Here is a 15,214-nt window from a genome sequence, read left to right on the forward strand (position 1 = left end):
ATTGCTGCAACCGATATAATATTCGAATTTTCGATGTGTGCTTGATCCTCATCCCGATAGATTGCGTGCATGGATGGTCCTAAAGTACGCCTGAGGCAAAAAGGGATCAGGCGATATTTCGATATTTCGTATCGAAGAGGATGAGGGCATTTAGACTTTGAGTTCTGTCTCGATGACTGGAGGGTATTCGAAGAAATGAACCTGCGTTTCGTGGAGACTTTCCTCTGGGTGGCGCGCTTGGGCAGCTTCAGCGCTGCGGCCGAGAGGCTCAACACGACGCAGGCGGCGATTTCCAACCGCATCGCCACCCTCGAGCGGGATTTGGGAATCCGGCTCTTCGAGCGGGATGTCCGCTGCGTCCGCCTCACCGGCCTGGGGCAGCAGGCGGTCGCCAAGGCGGAGGAGCTGGTTCGGGTCGCCAACGAGTTTCGCGAGGCCGTGAGCGATCCCGGCAGCCTGCGCGGCTCGATCAGGATCGGCACGATCGATTCGATCGCCCATGCCTGGCTGCCGCAGTTCATCGAGCGGCTGTGGGCACGCTATCCGAGTGTCGCGGTGGACCTCAACACCGATACCAGTCTCCACATGGCGCGTGAGGTGGCCGAGCGGCGCATCGACCTGGCCCTGATCATGGGCCCTGTCATCGCGCCCGACATCATCAATCTCGATCTGTGCACGTTCGCCTGCACGTGGCTCGCAAGCCCGAAGCTCAACTTGCCCGACAGGCCGCTGACCCTGGCAGAGATGGCCGACCATCCGATCCTCGCCTATTCGCGGGACAGCATACCTCATCACAGATTGTTGAAGCAGCTCGCCGATGCGGGCATCGAGGATCCGACGATCTACAATTCCAATTCCCTGGCGACGGTGATCCGCCTTGCGCAGGATGGAATCGGAGTGACGCCGCTGCCGAAGGTGATCGTGCGGGAGCAGCTCACGGCCGGAACCCTCGTGGCGCTCGACGTCACGCCCGCTTTCCCGCCTCTCAGCTTCCACGCGGTCTATTCCGATCATCCGGACAATCTCATCTCGGCAGTCGCGGCGAGAATGGCGCAGGAGGTCGCCCATGGATTTTCACATGCTCAGACGGACGGAGCGTCCTGGTAGGCCGCTCCCCGAACACGTTGGGAATGCTGGTTGTGCAGCGCAGAACAAGCAAAACTTAGCCTGCAGGAAAAGTATTTCGTGTTTGTCGCAGGTCGGCCGGCGCGCCCACACTTCGGGCTCGGATCAATGGAGGCCGTGACGTGAAAGTCAGTCTAATTCAGATGAATTCCCAGAACAACAAGGCGGAAAATCTGAAAACCGCCGCCACGATGATCGAAAAGGCCGTCAACGAGGAAACGCCCGATCTGATCGTCCTGCCGGAATACTACGCCTTCCTCGGGGAAGGGCGCGACAACATCCATGCCAGCGCCGAGACCTTTCCCGACGGCGAGGCCTACACGCTCATGGCGGAGCTCTCCGCCAAGTACCGCGTGACGATCCATGCGGGCAGCGTCGTGGAGCGCGTGGGCAACAACCACTACAACACGACCGTGGTGTTCGGGCCCGAGGGCAAGGAGATCGCCCGCTACCGTAAGATCCACCTGTTCGACGTGGATATTCCGGGAGGCACCAGCTACCGCGAGTCGGACACGATCAGCCGCGGCGAGGACGTGGTGACGTACAAGGTCGGCGATGTCACGGTCGGCTGCGCCATCTGCTATGATATCCGCTTCCCCGAACTGTTCCGGAAGCTGCGCGACGCCGGCTCCGACGTGATCGTTCTGCCTGCCGCCTTCACCCTCATGACCGGCAAGGATCACTGGGAGACGCTCGCCCGCGCCCGCGCCATCGAGACCCAGACCTATTTCCTGGCGGTCGGGCAGGTGCTGTCCAACTCGGACGGCAAGAAGTGGTGCTGGGGCCATTCCATGGTCATCGACCCGTGGGGGCACATCGTGGCGCAGTGCTCCGACAAGGTCGCGAGCACCAGCTCCCGCCTCGACCTGGATTATGTGGGGCACGTGCGTCGCAACGTACCTGTCGCTCAGCACCACGTCCTGGCCTGAGGAGCGCACAGCATGTTCACCGTCAATCAGATGCCGAAGCAGATCTCCGAGGAGCTGATCTCGCTCCTCGAGCAGGTCGAGACCGCAACGGTCGGCCATTTCCTGCATTCCGGCTTCGTGAACCGCGAACTGCGCGCGGTTCTCCCTGAGAAGCGCGTCGCCGGAACCGCCGTCACCGTACGGCTGCCCCATGCGGACAGCACGGTCCTCCACTACCTCACGAAGCTGGTTCGTCCGGGCGACATCGTGGTGGTCGACCGCTGCGGCGACGACAAGCACGCCTGCTGGGGCGGTGTCGTCACCCACTCCATGAAGCTCGCCGGCGTGAAGGCCGGCATCGTGGACGGTCCGGCCACCGATTTCTCCGAGATCCGCCAGGTCGAGATGCCCATGTGGTGCCGCGGCCCGTCGCCCATCACCACCAAGATCCTCGGGCTCGAAGGGGCCATCAACGTGCCCGTCACGGTCGGCGGGCAGGTGATCGAGCCGGGCGACGCGATCCTCGCGGATGAAAGCGGCGTGATCGTGCTCCATCCCTCCGAGGCGAAAGCCGTGGCCGAGCGGGCCATCGGAATGCAGGAGGCCGAGATCAAGCTGCTGGAGCGGCTTCGCAACGGCGAGAAGCTGCCGGACATTTCCGGCGCGACCCGCATCGTTGAAGAGAAGGCCCGGCGCGTCGCCTGACGCGCCGGTTACGGGAAGAGCAGTCAAAAACAGAGGGAACAATGACGATGATGAAACGGCGTACGGCTCTGCTCGGCATCTCGGCGCTCGCATTTGCCGCCTCGATGCCCGCTTTCGCCCAGGAGAAAACGGTGACGCTCGCTGCCTATAGCGGGATCTTCCAGGACCACTATACCAAGGCGGTCGTCGAGCCCTTCATGAAGGCTCATCCGGACATCAAGGTCCAGTTCTACGGAATGCCGAACTCGGCTCAGATGCTCGGCACCCTTCGCGCCCAGAAGGCCTCGCCCCAGATCGACGTGATGATCATGGACGTGTCCGTCGCGAAGGCGGCGACGGACGAGGGTCTGTTCGACAAGGTGGACGAGAGCGTCTCGAAGCACGTCGCGGATCTCTATCCGGCAGCTCGCGCGGAGGGCGTGGGCGGCGTTGGGGTGACTTTCGACAACCTCGTTCTCCTCTACAACGAGGATCAGGTGAAGACGGCGCCGACCTCGTGGAACGCCCTCTGGGACAAGCAATACGCCGGCAAGGTCGCCATTCCGGCCGTTCCCGACATTCAGGGCACGACCCTGACGATCATCGCCAACAAGATGGCCGGCGAGGAAGACTACAAGAAGACCGTGGAGCCGGGCATCAAGAAGCTCGGCGAATTGGCCCCGAACGTGCAGACCTGGGACCCGAGGCCGGACGTGTACACGCCCATCGCCAACGGACAGGCGGCTCTCGGCATCGGCTGGAACGCCCGTGCGCAAGTCTATTCGGATGCAGCCGGCAGCAAGCTCGGCGTCGCCCTGCCGGAGGAGGGCAGCGGCTTCCAGATCAACACGATCAACCTGGTGAAGAACAGCCCGGCCAATGACGCGGCCAAGACCTTCATCGATTATGCGCTCAGCCCCGAGGCGCAGGCCGCCTTCACGGAGGCCATGTTCTACGCGCCGACCAATTCCAAGGCGCAGGAGAAGATCTCCAAGGAGGCCCTGGCCCGCACGGCGGCCGGATCGATGGACGACATGATCGGGATCGACTGGATCGCCGTCGCCGGCATCCGCGATGCGATCACGGAGCAGTGGCGCCGTCGCGTCATCCCGCTCAGCCGCTGATCGACCAGACCTGCCGCAGCCGAAGGCCCGCATGGAGAACGCCATGATGCATCAGACGATCCTTTCGGGGAGCCCGACCGTGTCCGACGACCGCGATGTGCACCTGCGCCTCGACGGACTGACTAAGACCTACGGCAATTCCGTTGCCGTTTCGGCTCTGGACCTGTCGGTGCCGAAAGGTGAGCTCGTGGCTCTCCTGGGACCTTCCGGCTGCGGCAAGACCACGACCCTGCGCATGGTGGCCGGTCTCATCCAACCCACCGGCGGGCGCATCGTCGTCGGCTCGAACGACATCACCGCCATGCCGACCTACCGGCGCGACATGGGGCTCGTGTTCCAGAGCTATGCTCTCTTCCCGCACATGACGGTGGCGAAGAACGTCGCCTTCGGCCTCGAAATGCGCTCCGTTCCCAAGGCGGAGATCGAAAGGCGGGTGAAGGAGGCGCTCGCCATGGTGCGGCTCGAGGCTCTCGCCGAGCGCAAGCCGCGCGAATTGTCGGGCGGCCAGCAGCAGCGCGTGGCGCTGGCCCGCGCCCTGGTGATCCGCCCGTCGATCCTTCTCCTCGACGAGCCGCTGTCGAACCTCGACGCCAAGCTGCGGGACGAGATGCGCAACGAGATCCGCGACATCCAGCAGAGCCTCGGCATCACCGCCGTCTTCGTCACCCACGACCAGGTCGAAGCCCTGAGCATGTGCGACAAGGTGGTCGTCATGCGGGCGGGCAAGCTCGAGCAGGTGGGAACCCCCATCGACGTCTACGAGCACCCGGCCACCCCGTTCGTAGCGTCGTTCGTCGGCCGCACGAACCGCCTCGAAGGGCAGGCGCGGGGCGACGGGACGGTGAACGTAGGGTCGATGAGCGTGCAGGTGCCGGGACGTCCCGGCGGCAATGTCGAGATCATGGTGCGTCCACACCGGATCAGGCTGCTCGACGCAGATGCGGCGCAAGGCGCATCGGGCGAAGGCACCAATCTCCTCTCCGGGCGCCTGACACGGGTCACCTTCGTGGGCGACCTGCTCCAGTATCAGGTCGATGTCGGGGGGACGGAGATCGTCGTCGAGGCCGCTTCCGATCACGGCCGGGGCATCCGCTCCGTCGGAAGTCCTGTCGCGCTCGCCTGGCGGGTCGAGGACACGATGGTGTTCGGGAGGAGCGCATGACGGCGATCACGGCTTCCGCACCTCCCGCGGCGCCGCGCCTGGCGCTCGGCCGCACGGGAACGGCCATCGCGCTGCTGCTCCCCATAGCGCTGATCAACGCCATCGGATTTATCCTGCCCGTCCTCAACCTGCTGCGGATGTCTTTCAACGAGGCGCTGGCCGGAGGCGGCGTACGCGAAACGGTGACGTTCGAGAACTGGACGGGGCTTTTCGGGGATTCGTTCTACGTCGAGCTGATCCTCAACTCGATCACCGTGAGCCTCAGCATCACCCTTGCGACCCTCGTCGTCTCCTACCCCATTGCCCTATACCTGCACCGGAGCACGGGACGGTGGCGAACCTTCCTCACGGTTCTCGTGATCTCGCCGCTGCTGACCTCCGCTGTGGTGCGCACCTATGGCTGGATCGCCCTGCTCGCCGATCAGGGGCCCATCGTCAGCGGCATCGCGGCCCTGGGCTTTGCTCCGCCGCGGCTGATGTTCAACACGACCGGCGTCATCATCGGCCTGACCGAGATCCTGATGCCTTACATGATCCTGTCCCTGCTCGCCGGGTTCGGCCGCCTCGATCCCCGCGTGGAGGAGGCCGCCATGTCCCTCGGCGCGCCGCCGATCAAGACCTTCTGGCGCGTGATCCTGCCTCTGACGGTTCCGGGCATCGCGCTCGGATGCCTGCTCTGCTTCGTGCTCGCCGTGTCGTCCTTCATCACGCCGAAGCTCCTGGGGGGAGGGCGGGTGTTCCTCCTGGCGACCGAGATCTACGACCAGGCCATCGTCACCCTGAACTGGCCCCTGGCGGCGACGCTCTCGATGCTGGTTCTCATCATCTTCGGAGCGGCGCTCGCGGTTTATGCCCGCATCCTGCGCGCCATCGATTGAGGAGGGACACATGGAAGCCGACAACACCTCCGTGCCCATGAAGATCCTCGTGGCGCTCCTGTTCGTCTTTCTCCTGGCGCCCGTGATCCTTGTGGTGCCGCTCTCGTTCAGCGGCGAGCAGATCCTCTCCTTCCCGCCGGAAAGCTGGTCGCTGCGCTGGTATGCGGCACTGGCCGACAACCCGAAGATGATCTCCGCGTTCTGGACGAGCCTCCTGCTCGGCGCCATCGTGACGGCGATCTCCCTCGCCGTCGCCATTCCGGCCGCCTACGTCATCGTCCGGATGCGCACCTTGGGATCGTCCTTCCTCTACAATCTCTTCACGGCGCCGCTGCTGCTGCCGACCATCGTCCTAGGCCTCGCCATCCTCATCGTCTTCGCGTCGATCGGCTTCCTGGGAACATTCCCGGGACTGATCATCGGGCATCTCGTGATCACGCTGCCCTATGCGCTTCGTGTTCTCGCGACGACCTTGGGCAACCTCAACCTCGCCTGCGAGGAGGCGGCCTCGACCCTCGGCGCCCGCCCGATCACGGTGTTCCGCCGCGTCACGCTGCCCATGATGGCGCCCGGCATCGTCGCAGCCACGGCCCTGTGCTTCCTCGTCTCCTTCGACGAGGTCGTCATCACGCTCTTCCTCACCGGTCCGCGCCTGACGACCCTGCCTGTCGAACTGTTCCATCACGTGGAGAGCCGGGCCGATCCGCTGGTCGCGAGCGTCTCGGTCCTCCTGATCCTGCTCACCCTCGCGGTCGTCATGATCGTCGACCGCTCGGTCGGCCTGTCGAAGACCTTCGTGAAGTGACCTAGTCCCGTCGTGCACCAAGGGAAACAAGGGAAATCGTCCCAAATTTGGGGTTGCTTTCTCTGCTTCCCTTGCGGCAAATGCTCCTCAAACAAAGGGGAGTGGGGGGCTTAACCATGATCAAATCCGTCGGCGCCGTGCTTGCGGCCGCCTTGGCTCTGGCCGGGTGCAAGACAACGGAAGAGGCTGCGAGAAGCGTGCGCGCCAAGTGGATCGGCGAACCGATCGACCGGTTCTTCGTGGAGAACGGCCCGCCCGTTTCGAGCTATGCCCTGGATTCGGGCGGCACGATCTACACCTGGAGAGGCGGCGAGATGGATTTCGTCCGGCCTGCCCAGTACCAGACGCGCCCGGCCTTCTCGAGCCCCATGAAGGTTTCGGAGCGGACCACGACAGTGACCGCCCACCCGGCTCCGGGTGTCACCGTCACCCGCTCCAAGACGACGAGCTCGTCCTTCGGATTCGCCGCGCCGCAGGTCACGACGATGGTTCGGCCTCCGCAGCATGTTCATCTGGTCTGCGAGGCGCAGATCACCGCGGATGACCAGGGGATCATTCAAGCCGTTCGCATCAACCGGGATACGGAAGGCGCTGCCTTCTCGCTGTCCCGTTGCGGCGACATCTTCGGCGACTAGGCCCGCCTTTCGCTTTCGTTGTTGCCGCTACTCGCCCCACCAGAACTGATAGCCGTAGATCGCGAGGGCGAGGATCATGAGGACGACCACGGCGGCTATGATGCGCTGGTGGCGCGGCCGCTCCATGGCGGGATGTTGCCTTTTGGGGTGGTGGGCCATGGCGCGAAAGGTCCTGCCTTTTTCTGTTGGGTTGCGAGGAGAGGGGGAGTGTCCGCGTCCGGCTTAGAAACGAAAGCCGGCGCCGGCGCCGCTCGGCGTCATCACGGGCTCGACGCTCGGCGACGAAGGGCGAGGCGTCTCGATCCGGTCCGGCACGCTGATGGCCCGGCGCCGGACGCCTGGGCCGGCCTCCCGCGCCGTTGCGGTCGCCGTCTGACGTGAGGCCGAGGCGTTCAGCGAGGGAGGAGGCGGAAGCGGGTCGCGCGGCAGAACGCCTTGAGGAGCACCCGTGTTGCAGCCGCCAAGGAGACCTCCGACCAGAACAAGGGCAGGGATCGGTGCAAGGTGACGCATTGTTTCCTCCGGACGTGACGGAGAGGAACCGTAAGGGATGGCGGCGAGAAGTCGAGTCCTTGTGCCGGAGCGCGCTGGATCGAAAAGAGGAAATCGACAGGAAATTCAAGGGCAGAGCAGCGCGTGGCAGGTTCTTCTATGCTCTTGGCCCCAGGAATGCCCTCATCTATGCGGATCCTCCTGGAATTGTTTGTCGCGCAGCGCCATGAATGCTTGTCTCCCGCTCCCGAATTGATGAAACTCGCGCGCGGAAGAGCGGTCTCCCTGTCCTCCCGGAACAGCCGGCTCGGATCGGGGGTTGAAGCAGGCGGGGTTCGAGAGGGAATGATGCAGCGCAGCGAAGGCAAGCCGTCTGGGATCGTCCCGTCAGGTGCGGGAAGTGCAAAGCGGTTCACTGGCGCGGTGCTCTTCCTTGGTCTTCTCTGCGGCGGAGCCTCGGCCAAGTGCCAGGACGGGCCGGATGCGGGCGTCGATTGGTCCGGCTGCTCCAAGGCCCGGCTTCTTCTTGCCAACGATGACTTGAGCGGGAGCAACTTCACCCGGTCCCTGCTGACCCTGAGCGATTTCGGCGGCTCCAAGCTGACCGGTGCGAAGCTGGTGGAGACGGAGGTCAGCCGCACGCGTTTCGAGGCCGCGGACCTGTCCCTCGCAGATTTCACGAAGGCGATCGGTTGGCGTGCCAATTTCGGTCAGGCCAATCTCACCAAAGCGGTGTTCCATGCGGCGGATATGGGCCGTTCGAACTTTGCCCAGGTCCGCGCGGCCGGTGCCAATTTCAGCAAGTCCGAACTGAACCGTTCCGATTTCAGCGGCGCCGACCTTTCGGGGGCCGACATGTCGAAGGCGGAACTGGCTCGCGTGAACTTCCAGAGCGCGAATCTTTCCGGCGCCAGTTTCGGATATTCCAACCTTTCACGCGCCCGGCTGACCGGCGCAAACCTGCAGGGCACCGATCTGACGCGGTCCTATCTCTATCTCACCCAGCTCGGAGGGGCCGACCTGAGCGGCACGACGGGTTTGACGCAGGCCCAAGTCGACATTGCCTGCGGCACGGCCGAGACAAAGCTGCCTGCAGGGCTCGTCGCGCCTCAATCGTGGCCTTGCACCGAGGATGCCGAGTAGGGCTGCGCGATCCCTACTCCTGTTCTGCGCGGCAGGGGCGGGAGCTTAGATTCCAGCGGCCTCCTGCTGCGAGGCTGAAGCGACGATTTTCTCCCACTCGCTACCGTGCCAGAGATAGGGCCCCTTGTTGGTCAGGATGACCAGCCGCCCGTCATAGGTCGTCAGCGAGATCAGCTCCGTTCCGCGGGGAAGGGGCAGGGGATGAGCGATGTTCCTCAGGCTCAGGGGCGTCCTTCTGCCGGTCCGCTCCTCGCCACCGTCGGCCTGCGGCTGCTCGCCGGAGGTGCTGCGCCCGAACCCGATGGAGCTGCCGGCGGCGCGGCTGAGTTCCGCCAAGGAAATCGCGCGGGGCAGGCGCGGCTCGTGATTCATCGTGCTTCTCTCTGATCGCCGGGTTAACGAATTCTTAAGCCAGCAAGCTTGTCCCGAGCCTGCTTGCCGGTCCTGGAGGAGAGTGCGTCAAGTCGACATTCCTAATGCTCTTCCATCGGGCGCGAGGCCCGGCGGCTCCAGGGCCGAGGCCGCCTTTGTGACCGATGGGGCCAAATTCCTGGGGAACATGCGACACAATTCGATCATTGACTGGCAGAACCCGTCCTTATGGAGCGTCGTGCCATGCGTTTTCTGTCCACCCGTGTTCACGGGATCATCGACTATCTCACCGGTGGCCTGCTCATCGTCGCACCGTGGCTGTTCGGCTTCGCCGACGGAACCGCTGCCCAATGGGTTCCGGTGCTGCTCGGCGTCGCCATCATCCTGATGAGCCTCATGACCGACTATGAGGTGAGCGTCGCCAAGGTCATTCCCATGGGGGCGCATCTGGCGGTCGATGGGCTTGGCGGAGCGTTGCTCGCGGTTTCACCGTGGCTCTTCGGCTTCGCCGACCGCACCTATCTGCCGCACCTGATCATCGGCATCGCCGAAATCGGCCTCAGCCTCGTCACCCGGACTCACCCGGATCGGGCAAGGGACGCGGCCGTCAGCCGGTACTGAGGAACACCAACGGCGTTCCCCGCGACACCCGTGTCGCGCCGGGTTTACCGTTGCCCTGGCGAACCTCCAAGCCGGGCAGCGACGCGTTTTTCCACCTCCACGACGACGAGGAGCGCCGCACCCAGGGCCACGATGGCGAACCCGTCCGTCAGCGAGACCGGTCGGCTGTCGAAGATGCGCTGCAGCAAGGGCAGATAGGTGAAGGCGAACTGCGCCACGACCACCGTGCCTACGCCGATCAGAACGGCCCGCGTACCGAAAACCCCCTTCCATGACAGCGACGTGCCGTGAACGTAGCGCACGCTGAAGAGATAGAAGATCTCCATCGTCACCAGCGCATTCACCACCATGGTCCGGGCCGTTTCGACCGAGAGCCCGCGGCCGATGGCCCAGGCATAGATCAGGAAGGTGCCGATCACCATCAATGCCGAAACGAAGACGATCCGCCACAGGAGGCGGCCCGAGAGAAGCCGCTGGTTGGCCTGCCGTGCCGGGCGGCGCATGGCCCCGGGCTCGGTCGGCTCGAAGGCCAGCGTCAGGCCGAGGGTGACGGCGGTCACGAGATTGATCCAGAGGATCTGGATCGGCGTGACCGGCAACGTGAGGCCGAACAGTATCGCCAGGATGATGGTGAAGGCCTCTCCGCCATTGGTCGGCAGCGTCCAGGCGATGACCTTGGTCAGGTTGTCGTAGACGGTGCGGCCCTCCCGGACCGCGGCGACGATGGAGGCGAAATTGTCGTCGGCAAGCACCATCTCGCCCGCTTCCTTGGCGGTCTCCGTGCCCTTCCGGCCCATGGCGACACCCACATCCGCGCGCTTCAGCGCCGGTGCGTCGTTCACGCCGTCCCCGGTCATGGCAATGACCGAGCCGTCCTTCTGAAGTGCCTCCACCAGCCGCAGCTTGTGCTCCGGGCTGGTCCGCGCGAACACGGTCGCTTCGCGGGCGCTTGCGAGGAAACCGGCCTCGTCGAGGCTGTCGAGATCGCGGCCGGTGACGGTTATCGGGTTCTCCGCGAGGCCGAGCTGCAGCGCGATGGCACGCGCCGTCGCGGCATGGTCTCCGGTGATCATCTTCACCCGGATGCCGGCTGCCCTGCACTCGGCCACCGCGGCAACGGCCTCTGACCTTGGGGGATCGATCATTCCGACGAGGCCGAGCAGGGTCAGGCCCTGCTCCACGTCGGACGGGGCAATGCCTCTCGTGCCCTGTGGCGGATGGGCGGAGGCGAGGGCGAGGACCCGCTGACCGTTCGCCGCGAGCGCCTCGATCCGACGGTGCCACTCATCGGGCACGATGGGCCGCAATCCTTCAGGGGCAGCAACCCGGTCGCACATGGCGAGGATCCGCTCGGGTGCGCCTTTGACGTAGATGACGGGGGCGCCGCTGCCTCCATGGAGGGTCGCCATATAGCGGTGCCGCGAGTCGAACGGGATCTCGTCCAGGCGCCGCAGATACGCCCGCGCTGCCGCGATGTCGTGGCCTGCCTTGACGGCGAACGAGGTCAGGGCGCCTTCCATGGGATCGCCGTCGATCGACCATGTTCCGTCCGCCTGCCGCAGCTCGGCATCGTTGCAGAGAAAAGCCGCGCGTGACAGCTCCTCCAGGACCCGGTCGGAAACGGCATTGATCTGTCGCCCGTCCAGAAGGAAGCCGCCGACGGGCCGGTAGCCGACACCCTCGACCTCGATTCTGCCGACGGAGGTCACGACCGTGCTCACCATCATCTCGTTGCGCGTGAGGGTGCCGGTCTTGTCGGAGCAGATGATGGAGACCGAACCGAGCGTTTCCACGGCCGGGAGGCGCCGGATGATGGCGTTGCGTCTCGCCATGCGCTGGACGCCGACGGCAAGCGTGATCGTCATGACGGCCGGCAGGCCTTCCGGGATCGCCGAAACCGCGATTCCGACGACAGCCATGAACGCGTCGCTGAACGCATAGAACCGGACGAGAACCGCGTAGGCGAAGACAAGGGCGGAGACCGCGAGCACGGCAATGGTGACCTGCCGCGCGAATTGGTCCATCTGCCGGACCAACGGCGTCGTGAGTCGTTCGACTTCGCCGATCATCGTGCTGATCCGCCCGAGTTCTGTGTCGGCGCCGGTGGCGACGACGATGCCGGTGCCCTGGCCCGCAGTCACGAAGGTGCCGGAGAACGCCATGGAGGCGCGGTCGCCGAGGGCAGCGTCGGCCTCGACGGGTGCGACGGCCTTGTCGACCGGCACCGACTCGCCCGTCAGGACCGCCTCGTCCACTCGCAGGCTGCGCGCCTTGAGGAGGCGCAGGTCAGCCGGAATCCGGTCGCCGGCCTCCAGCATCACCACATCGCCCGGCACCACATCCTCGGCGCAGATGGTGACCCGGTGCCCGTCCCTGACCACGGACGCATGGGGATCGATCATGCCCCGGATCGCGTCCAGCGCCCGCTCGGCGCGTCCCTCCTGCACGTAGCCGATGATCGCATTGGCCAGGACGACAGCGACGATGACGAGTGCGTCCGTACCGTGGCCGATGAGGGCCGCAAGAGCGCCGGCCCCGAGAAGAACGTAGATCAGCAGGTTGTGGAACTGCAGCAGGAAGCGCGCGAGAGGACTGCGCTTCGATCCCTGAGGCAGGCGATTGGGGCCGTGACTCCGCAAACGCTCTGCGGCTTCCTCGCTCGACAGTCCGGATGCGTTCGCCGCCAGGGCCGAGAGAACATCGGCATCAGGAAGGGCATGCCACGGCTCACCTGCCCGCGAAGGTGCCCCTGGCCGGTCCTGTGAGGGTTCGGGCGGATTTGGAGCAGCTTTTCTGGAGACGAATCTGTCCATCGCCGGTCGCTCTCCTCTTCCTCGAACGAATGGTGGGTTGTCGCCGGCAGGCCGTGAGACCAGCTCCCTCGGCCTGTCGGTGCGGACGGGTGGGACAGAGCTCAAGGCGTGATCGCGACCTTGAGAACGCCATCCCGCGGATGGGCGAAGAGATCGTAGGCCTCCTCGATCTGGTCGAGCTTGAAGCGGTGGGTCACGAGGGCCTGGGTATCGATCCGTCCGGAGGCGATGACCTGCATCAGGCGGCGCATCCGCTCCTTCCCGCCGGGGCAGAGGGTGGTCACGATGGTGTGGTCGCCGAGACCTGCGAGAAACCCGTCGAGAGGAATTTTCAGGTCGCTCGAATAGACCCCGAGGGACGAGAGAGTGCCTCCCGGACGGAGAACCCGGAGAGCCGCCTCGAAGGTTTCCTGGCGCCCGAGAGCCTCGATGGCCACGTCGACGCCGCGCCCGTCCGTCAGGCGCATGATCTCGTCCACTGCGTCGACCTTGGTGAAGTCCACCACGTGGTCGGCGCCCATCCTTCGCGCGATCTCCATTCGCGCCGGAACAGCCTCGACGCCGATGATCCGGGTCGCTCCCATGAGTCTCGCGCCGGCCGTGGCGCATAGGCCGATGGGTCCCTGCGCGAACACCGCCACCGTGTCGCCGATCCGAACCTTGCCGCTCTCTGCGCCAGAGAAGCCGGTCGACATGATGTCCGGGCACATCAGCACCTGCTCGTCCGTGAGGCTGTCGGGAATCGGCGACAGGTTCGTCATGGCGTCGGGCACCAGCAGGTACTCGGCCTGCGCACCGTCGATCGTGTTGCCGAAGCGCCAGCCGCCCATGGGCTTGAACCCGTACTTGGTGCGCGGCCCGTCCTGTGAATGGCAGCCGCACAGGCACGCGGCGCTGTGCCCGCTCGGCGTGATCGCGCCGGCGATGACCCGCTGTCCCTCCTCGAAACCCTCGACGGCGGAGCCGAGCTTCTCGATGATGCCCACGGGCTCGTGGCCGATGGTCAGCCCCCGCGCCACGGGATACTCCCCCTTGAGAATATGGACATCCGTGCCGCAGATGGTGGTGGTGGTGATGCGGATGAGCGCATCGAGGGGGCCGACATCGGGGATCGGTTTCTCGTCCAGGACGATCCGGTTCGGCTCGACGAAAATGGCTGCTTTCATCTTGGCGGTCATGTTTCCCTCTCGATTATTTGCACCTGATGCCGGTGGCCCGGCATTCATCGGCACTTGAGATTGTCCGGCCTCCACCCTGCAGCGACGGTCTTGCTCTGTCCTTGAGCGATATCAATTCGCAGAGCGCCACCCGAATGGTGATGCTCCCGTGCGATAAGGTAGGCTTATGCCAGACGTAGCAGTTTCGCTTTGCCGTACGGGCAGGGGCAGGGATACTGGCGAGGAGACGACCGAGACGAGAGAAGGCCCATGCCCCACTTCATCTGCCGCGAGTGCGGAACCCAATACGCCGAAACCGAGGCGCCACCGGATGCCTGTCCCATCTGCGAGGACGAGCGCCAATATGTGCGCTGGGAGGGACAGGCATGGACGACGCTGGAGGAGATCCGGGCCTCCCACAGCCTGCGCTGGGAAGAGGAGGGAGCCGGCCTGATCGGGATCGGGAGCACACCGAGCTTCGCCATCGGTCAGCGGGCGCTCCTCGTGGAAGCTGCGGACGGCAACGTTCTCTGGGATTGCATCAGCCTGATCGACGACGAGATCGTCGAGAGGATCGAAGCGAGGGGCGGGCTGAAGGCGATCGCGATCTCCCACCCGCACTACTACACGACCATGGTCGAATGGAGCGAGGCTTTCGGCGGAATTCCCATCTACATCCACGCCGACGACATGAAGTGGGTGCAGCGGCTCCACCCGTCGATTGTGGCATGGAGCGGCGAGACCCACGCTCTCTCTCCGTCCCTGACCCTGATCCGCTGCGGCGGCCATTTCGAGGGCGGCGCCGTGCTGCACTGGGCCGACGGTGCGGAGGGGCAGGGCGCTCTGCTGACGGGCGACATCCTGCAGGTGGTGCAGGACCGGCGGCATGTCAGCTTCATGTACAGCTATCCCAACCTCATCCCCGTGAATGCGGCTGCCGTTGAGCGCATCCGTGATTCTCTGGTCCCCTACGGGTTCGACAGCATTTTCGGGGCTTGGTGGAAGCGCAACATCGTAGGCAACGCCCGCCAAGCCTTCGACATATCGGTCGAACGCTATCTCGATGCGATCAGGTGAGTTGGTCGGGGCAGGGAAGAGCAGTCCCACTGCCCCGCCGTTTCGTTCATCTGGAGCGTCCCTCAAAAGCAACGAGAACAGAAAATTCCTGCTTGTCAGGCAACTTGGTTATCTGCAGTATCGCGGGTGCCGGGAACGTGCCGGCCGGTGCGCCGTGCCGCGCCCGTTCGACAGAAGCCCTGCCCGACAGAGGCTTCAGGGAGGAAACCGATGAAACT

General features: G+C 64.8%; 16 protein-coding genes. 11 read left to right on the forward strand and 5 right to left on the reverse strand.

Going from position 1 to position 15,214, the window contains the following annotated elements:
- The first annotated feature begins 195 nt into the window (after positions 1-195).
- The 8 genes from ACFOYU_RS07635 to ACFOYU_RS07670 all read left to right on the forward strand — a co-directional run bounded on the left by ACFOYU_RS07635 (position 196) and on the right by ACFOYU_RS07670 (position 7,321).
- Positions 196-1,107 carry a LysR family transcriptional regulator gene (locus ACFOYU_RS07635; RefSeq protein ID WP_377033092.1) on the forward strand — a complete coding sequence of 304 codons (912 nt, stop codon included), beginning with the start codon at positions 196-198 and terminating at the stop codon, positions 1,105-1,107.
- Positions 1,108-1,247: 140 nt separating this feature from the next.
- Positions 1,248-2,054: a carbon-nitrogen hydrolase family protein gene (locus ACFOYU_RS07640; protein WP_377033093.1), complete on the forward strand. Its 807-nt coding sequence runs from the start codon at positions 1,248-1,250 to the stop codon at positions 2,052-2,054.
- Between the two features lie 12 nt (positions 2,055-2,066).
- Positions 2,067-2,738 carry an RraA family protein gene (locus ACFOYU_RS07645; protein ID WP_377033094.1) on the forward strand — a complete coding sequence of 224 codons (672 nt, stop codon included), beginning with the start codon at positions 2,067-2,069 and terminating at the stop codon, positions 2,736-2,738.
- A gap of 50 nt (positions 2,739-2,788) precedes the next feature.
- The gene (locus tag ACFOYU_RS07650; protein WP_319004855.1) at positions 2,789-3,841 is read left to right on the forward strand and encodes an ABC transporter substrate-binding protein; all 1,053 of its coding nucleotides are present in this window, start codon (positions 2,789-2,791) and stop codon (positions 3,839-3,841) included.
- A gap of 43 nt (positions 3,842-3,884) precedes the next feature.
- Entirely contained in the window at positions 3,885-5,003 is a 1,119-nt protein-coding gene (locus tag ACFOYU_RS07655; RefSeq protein ID WP_377033095.1) for an ABC transporter ATP-binding protein, read from the forward strand.
- Positions 5,000-5,881, forward strand: coding sequence for an ABC transporter permease (locus ACFOYU_RS07660; RefSeq protein ID WP_226741105.1), 882 nt, complete (start codon positions 5,000-5,002; stop codon positions 5,879-5,881). Before ACFOYU_RS07655 ends, ACFOYU_RS07660 begins: the two co-directional genes overlap by 4 nt.
- 10 nt (positions 5,882-5,891) lie before the next feature.
- The gene (locus ACFOYU_RS07665) at positions 5,892-6,686 is read left to right on the forward strand and encodes an ABC transporter permease (RefSeq protein WP_377033096.1); all 795 of its coding nucleotides are present in this window, start codon (positions 5,892-5,894) and stop codon (positions 6,684-6,686) included.
- Between the two features lie 116 nt (positions 6,687-6,802).
- Positions 6,803-7,321, forward strand: coding sequence for a hypothetical protein (locus tag ACFOYU_RS07670; protein WP_377033097.1), 519 nt, complete (start codon positions 6,803-6,805; stop codon positions 7,319-7,321).
- A gap of 27 nt (positions 7,322-7,348) precedes the next feature.
- On the opposite strand, the gene ACFOYU_RS07675 is transcribed toward ACFOYU_RS07670, so the two are convergent.
- The gene (locus ACFOYU_RS07675; protein WP_264196500.1) at positions 7,349-7,480 is read right to left on the reverse strand and encodes a hypothetical protein; all 132 of its coding nucleotides are present in this window, start codon (positions 7,478-7,480) and stop codon (positions 7,349-7,351) included.
- Between the two features lie 63 nt (positions 7,481-7,543).
- Entirely contained in the window at positions 7,544-7,834 is a 291-nt protein-coding gene (locus ACFOYU_RS07680; RefSeq protein WP_226741102.1) for a hypothetical protein, read from the reverse strand.
- Between the two features lie 324 nt (positions 7,835-8,158).
- On the opposite strand from ACFOYU_RS07680, the gene ACFOYU_RS07685 reads away from it, so the two are divergent.
- A complete protein-coding gene (locus tag ACFOYU_RS07685) occupies positions 8,159-8,956 on the forward strand; it encodes a pentapeptide repeat-containing protein (RefSeq protein ID WP_377033098.1) in 798 nt (265 codons plus the stop codon).
- A gap of 45 nt (positions 8,957-9,001) precedes the next feature.
- Here ACFOYU_RS07685 and ACFOYU_RS07690 read toward each other — a convergent pair whose 3' ends face one another.
- Positions 9,002-9,328, reverse strand: coding sequence for a hypothetical protein (locus ACFOYU_RS07690; protein ID WP_377033099.1), 327 nt, complete (start codon positions 9,326-9,328; stop codon positions 9,002-9,004).
- A 243-nt stretch (positions 9,329-9,571) separates the two neighbouring features.
- On the opposite strand from ACFOYU_RS07690, the gene ACFOYU_RS07695 reads away from it, so the two are divergent.
- Positions 9,572-9,949, forward strand: coding sequence for an SPW repeat protein (locus tag ACFOYU_RS07695; protein WP_226741099.1), 378 nt, complete (start codon positions 9,572-9,574; stop codon positions 9,947-9,949).
- A 44-nt stretch (positions 9,950-9,993) separates the two neighbouring features.
- Here ACFOYU_RS07695 and ACFOYU_RS07700 read toward each other — a convergent pair whose 3' ends face one another.
- Positions 9,994-12,762 carry a cation-transporting P-type ATPase gene (locus tag ACFOYU_RS07700; protein ID WP_377033100.1) on the reverse strand — a complete coding sequence of 923 codons (2,769 nt, stop codon included), beginning with the start codon at positions 12,760-12,762 and terminating at the stop codon, positions 9,994-9,996.
- 101 nt (positions 12,763-12,863) lie between these two features.
- Positions 12,864-13,940, reverse strand: coding sequence for an NAD(P)-dependent alcohol dehydrogenase (locus ACFOYU_RS07705; protein WP_377033101.1), 1,077 nt, complete (start codon positions 13,938-13,940; stop codon positions 12,864-12,866).
- 249 nt (positions 13,941-14,189) lie between these two features.
- Here ACFOYU_RS07705 and ACFOYU_RS07710 point away from each other — a divergent pair, with 249 nt between their 5' ends.
- Entirely contained in the window at positions 14,190-14,996 is an 807-nt protein-coding gene (locus ACFOYU_RS07710) for an MBL fold metallo-hydrolase (protein WP_377033102.1), read from the forward strand.
- Positions 14,997-15,214 lie beyond the last annotated feature (218 nt).

Origin of the sequence: Microvirga sp. GCM10011540 (assembly GCF_042650665.1) — a bacterium.
GTDB lineage: Bacteria > Pseudomonadota > Alphaproteobacteria > Rhizobiales > Beijerinckiaceae > Microvirga > Microvirga lenta.

Coding starts and splice junctions, on each gene's coding strand:
- ACFOYU_RS07635 (WP_377033092.1), top strand. CDS start 196: ATGAACCTGCGTTTCGTGGAGACTTTCCTCTGGGTGGCGCGCTTGGGC.
- ACFOYU_RS07645 (WP_377033094.1), top strand. CDS start 2,067: ATGTTCACCGTCAATCAGATGCCGAAGCAGATCTCCGAGGAGCTGATC.
- ACFOYU_RS07650 (WP_319004855.1), top strand. CDS start 2,789: ATGAAACGGCGTACGGCTCTGCTCGGCATCTCGGCGCTCGCATTTGCC.
- ACFOYU_RS07655 (WP_377033095.1), top strand. CDS start 3,885: ATGATGCATCAGACGATCCTTTCGGGGAGCCCGACCGTGTCCGACGAC.
- ACFOYU_RS07660 (WP_226741105.1), top strand. CDS start 5,000: ATGACGGCGATCACGGCTTCCGCACCTCCCGCGGCGCCGCGCCTGGCG.
- ACFOYU_RS07665 (WP_377033096.1), top strand. CDS start 5,892: ATGGAAGCCGACAACACCTCCGTGCCCATGAAGATCCTCGTGGCGCTC.
- ACFOYU_RS07670 (WP_377033097.1), top strand. CDS start 6,803: ATGATCAAATCCGTCGGCGCCGTGCTTGCGGCCGCCTTGGCTCTGGCC.
- ACFOYU_RS07675 (WP_264196500.1), bottom strand. CDS start 7,480: ATGGCCCACCACCCCAAAAGGCAACATCCCGCCATGGAGCGGCCGCGC.
- ACFOYU_RS07680 (WP_226741102.1), bottom strand. CDS start 7,834: ATGCGTCACCTTGCACCGATCCCTGCCCTTGTTCTGGTCGGAGGTCTC.
- ACFOYU_RS07685 (WP_377033098.1), top strand. CDS start 8,159: ATGATGCAGCGCAGCGAAGGCAAGCCGTCTGGGATCGTCCCGTCAGGT.
- ACFOYU_RS07690 (WP_377033099.1), bottom strand. CDS start 9,328: ATGAATCACGAGCCGCGCCTGCCCCGCGCGATTTCCTTGGCGGAACTC.
- ACFOYU_RS07695 (WP_226741099.1), top strand. CDS start 9,572: ATGCGTTTTCTGTCCACCCGTGTTCACGGGATCATCGACTATCTCACC.
- ACFOYU_RS07700 (WP_377033100.1), bottom strand. CDS start 12,762: ATGGACAGATTCGTCTCCAGAAAAGCTGCTCCAAATCCGCCCGAACCC.
- ACFOYU_RS07705 (WP_377033101.1), bottom strand. CDS start 13,940: ATGACCGCCAAGATGAAAGCAGCCATTTTCGTCGAGCCGAACCGGATC.
- ACFOYU_RS07710 (WP_377033102.1), top strand. CDS start 14,190: ATGCCCCACTTCATCTGCCGCGAGTGCGGAACCCAATACGCCGAAACC.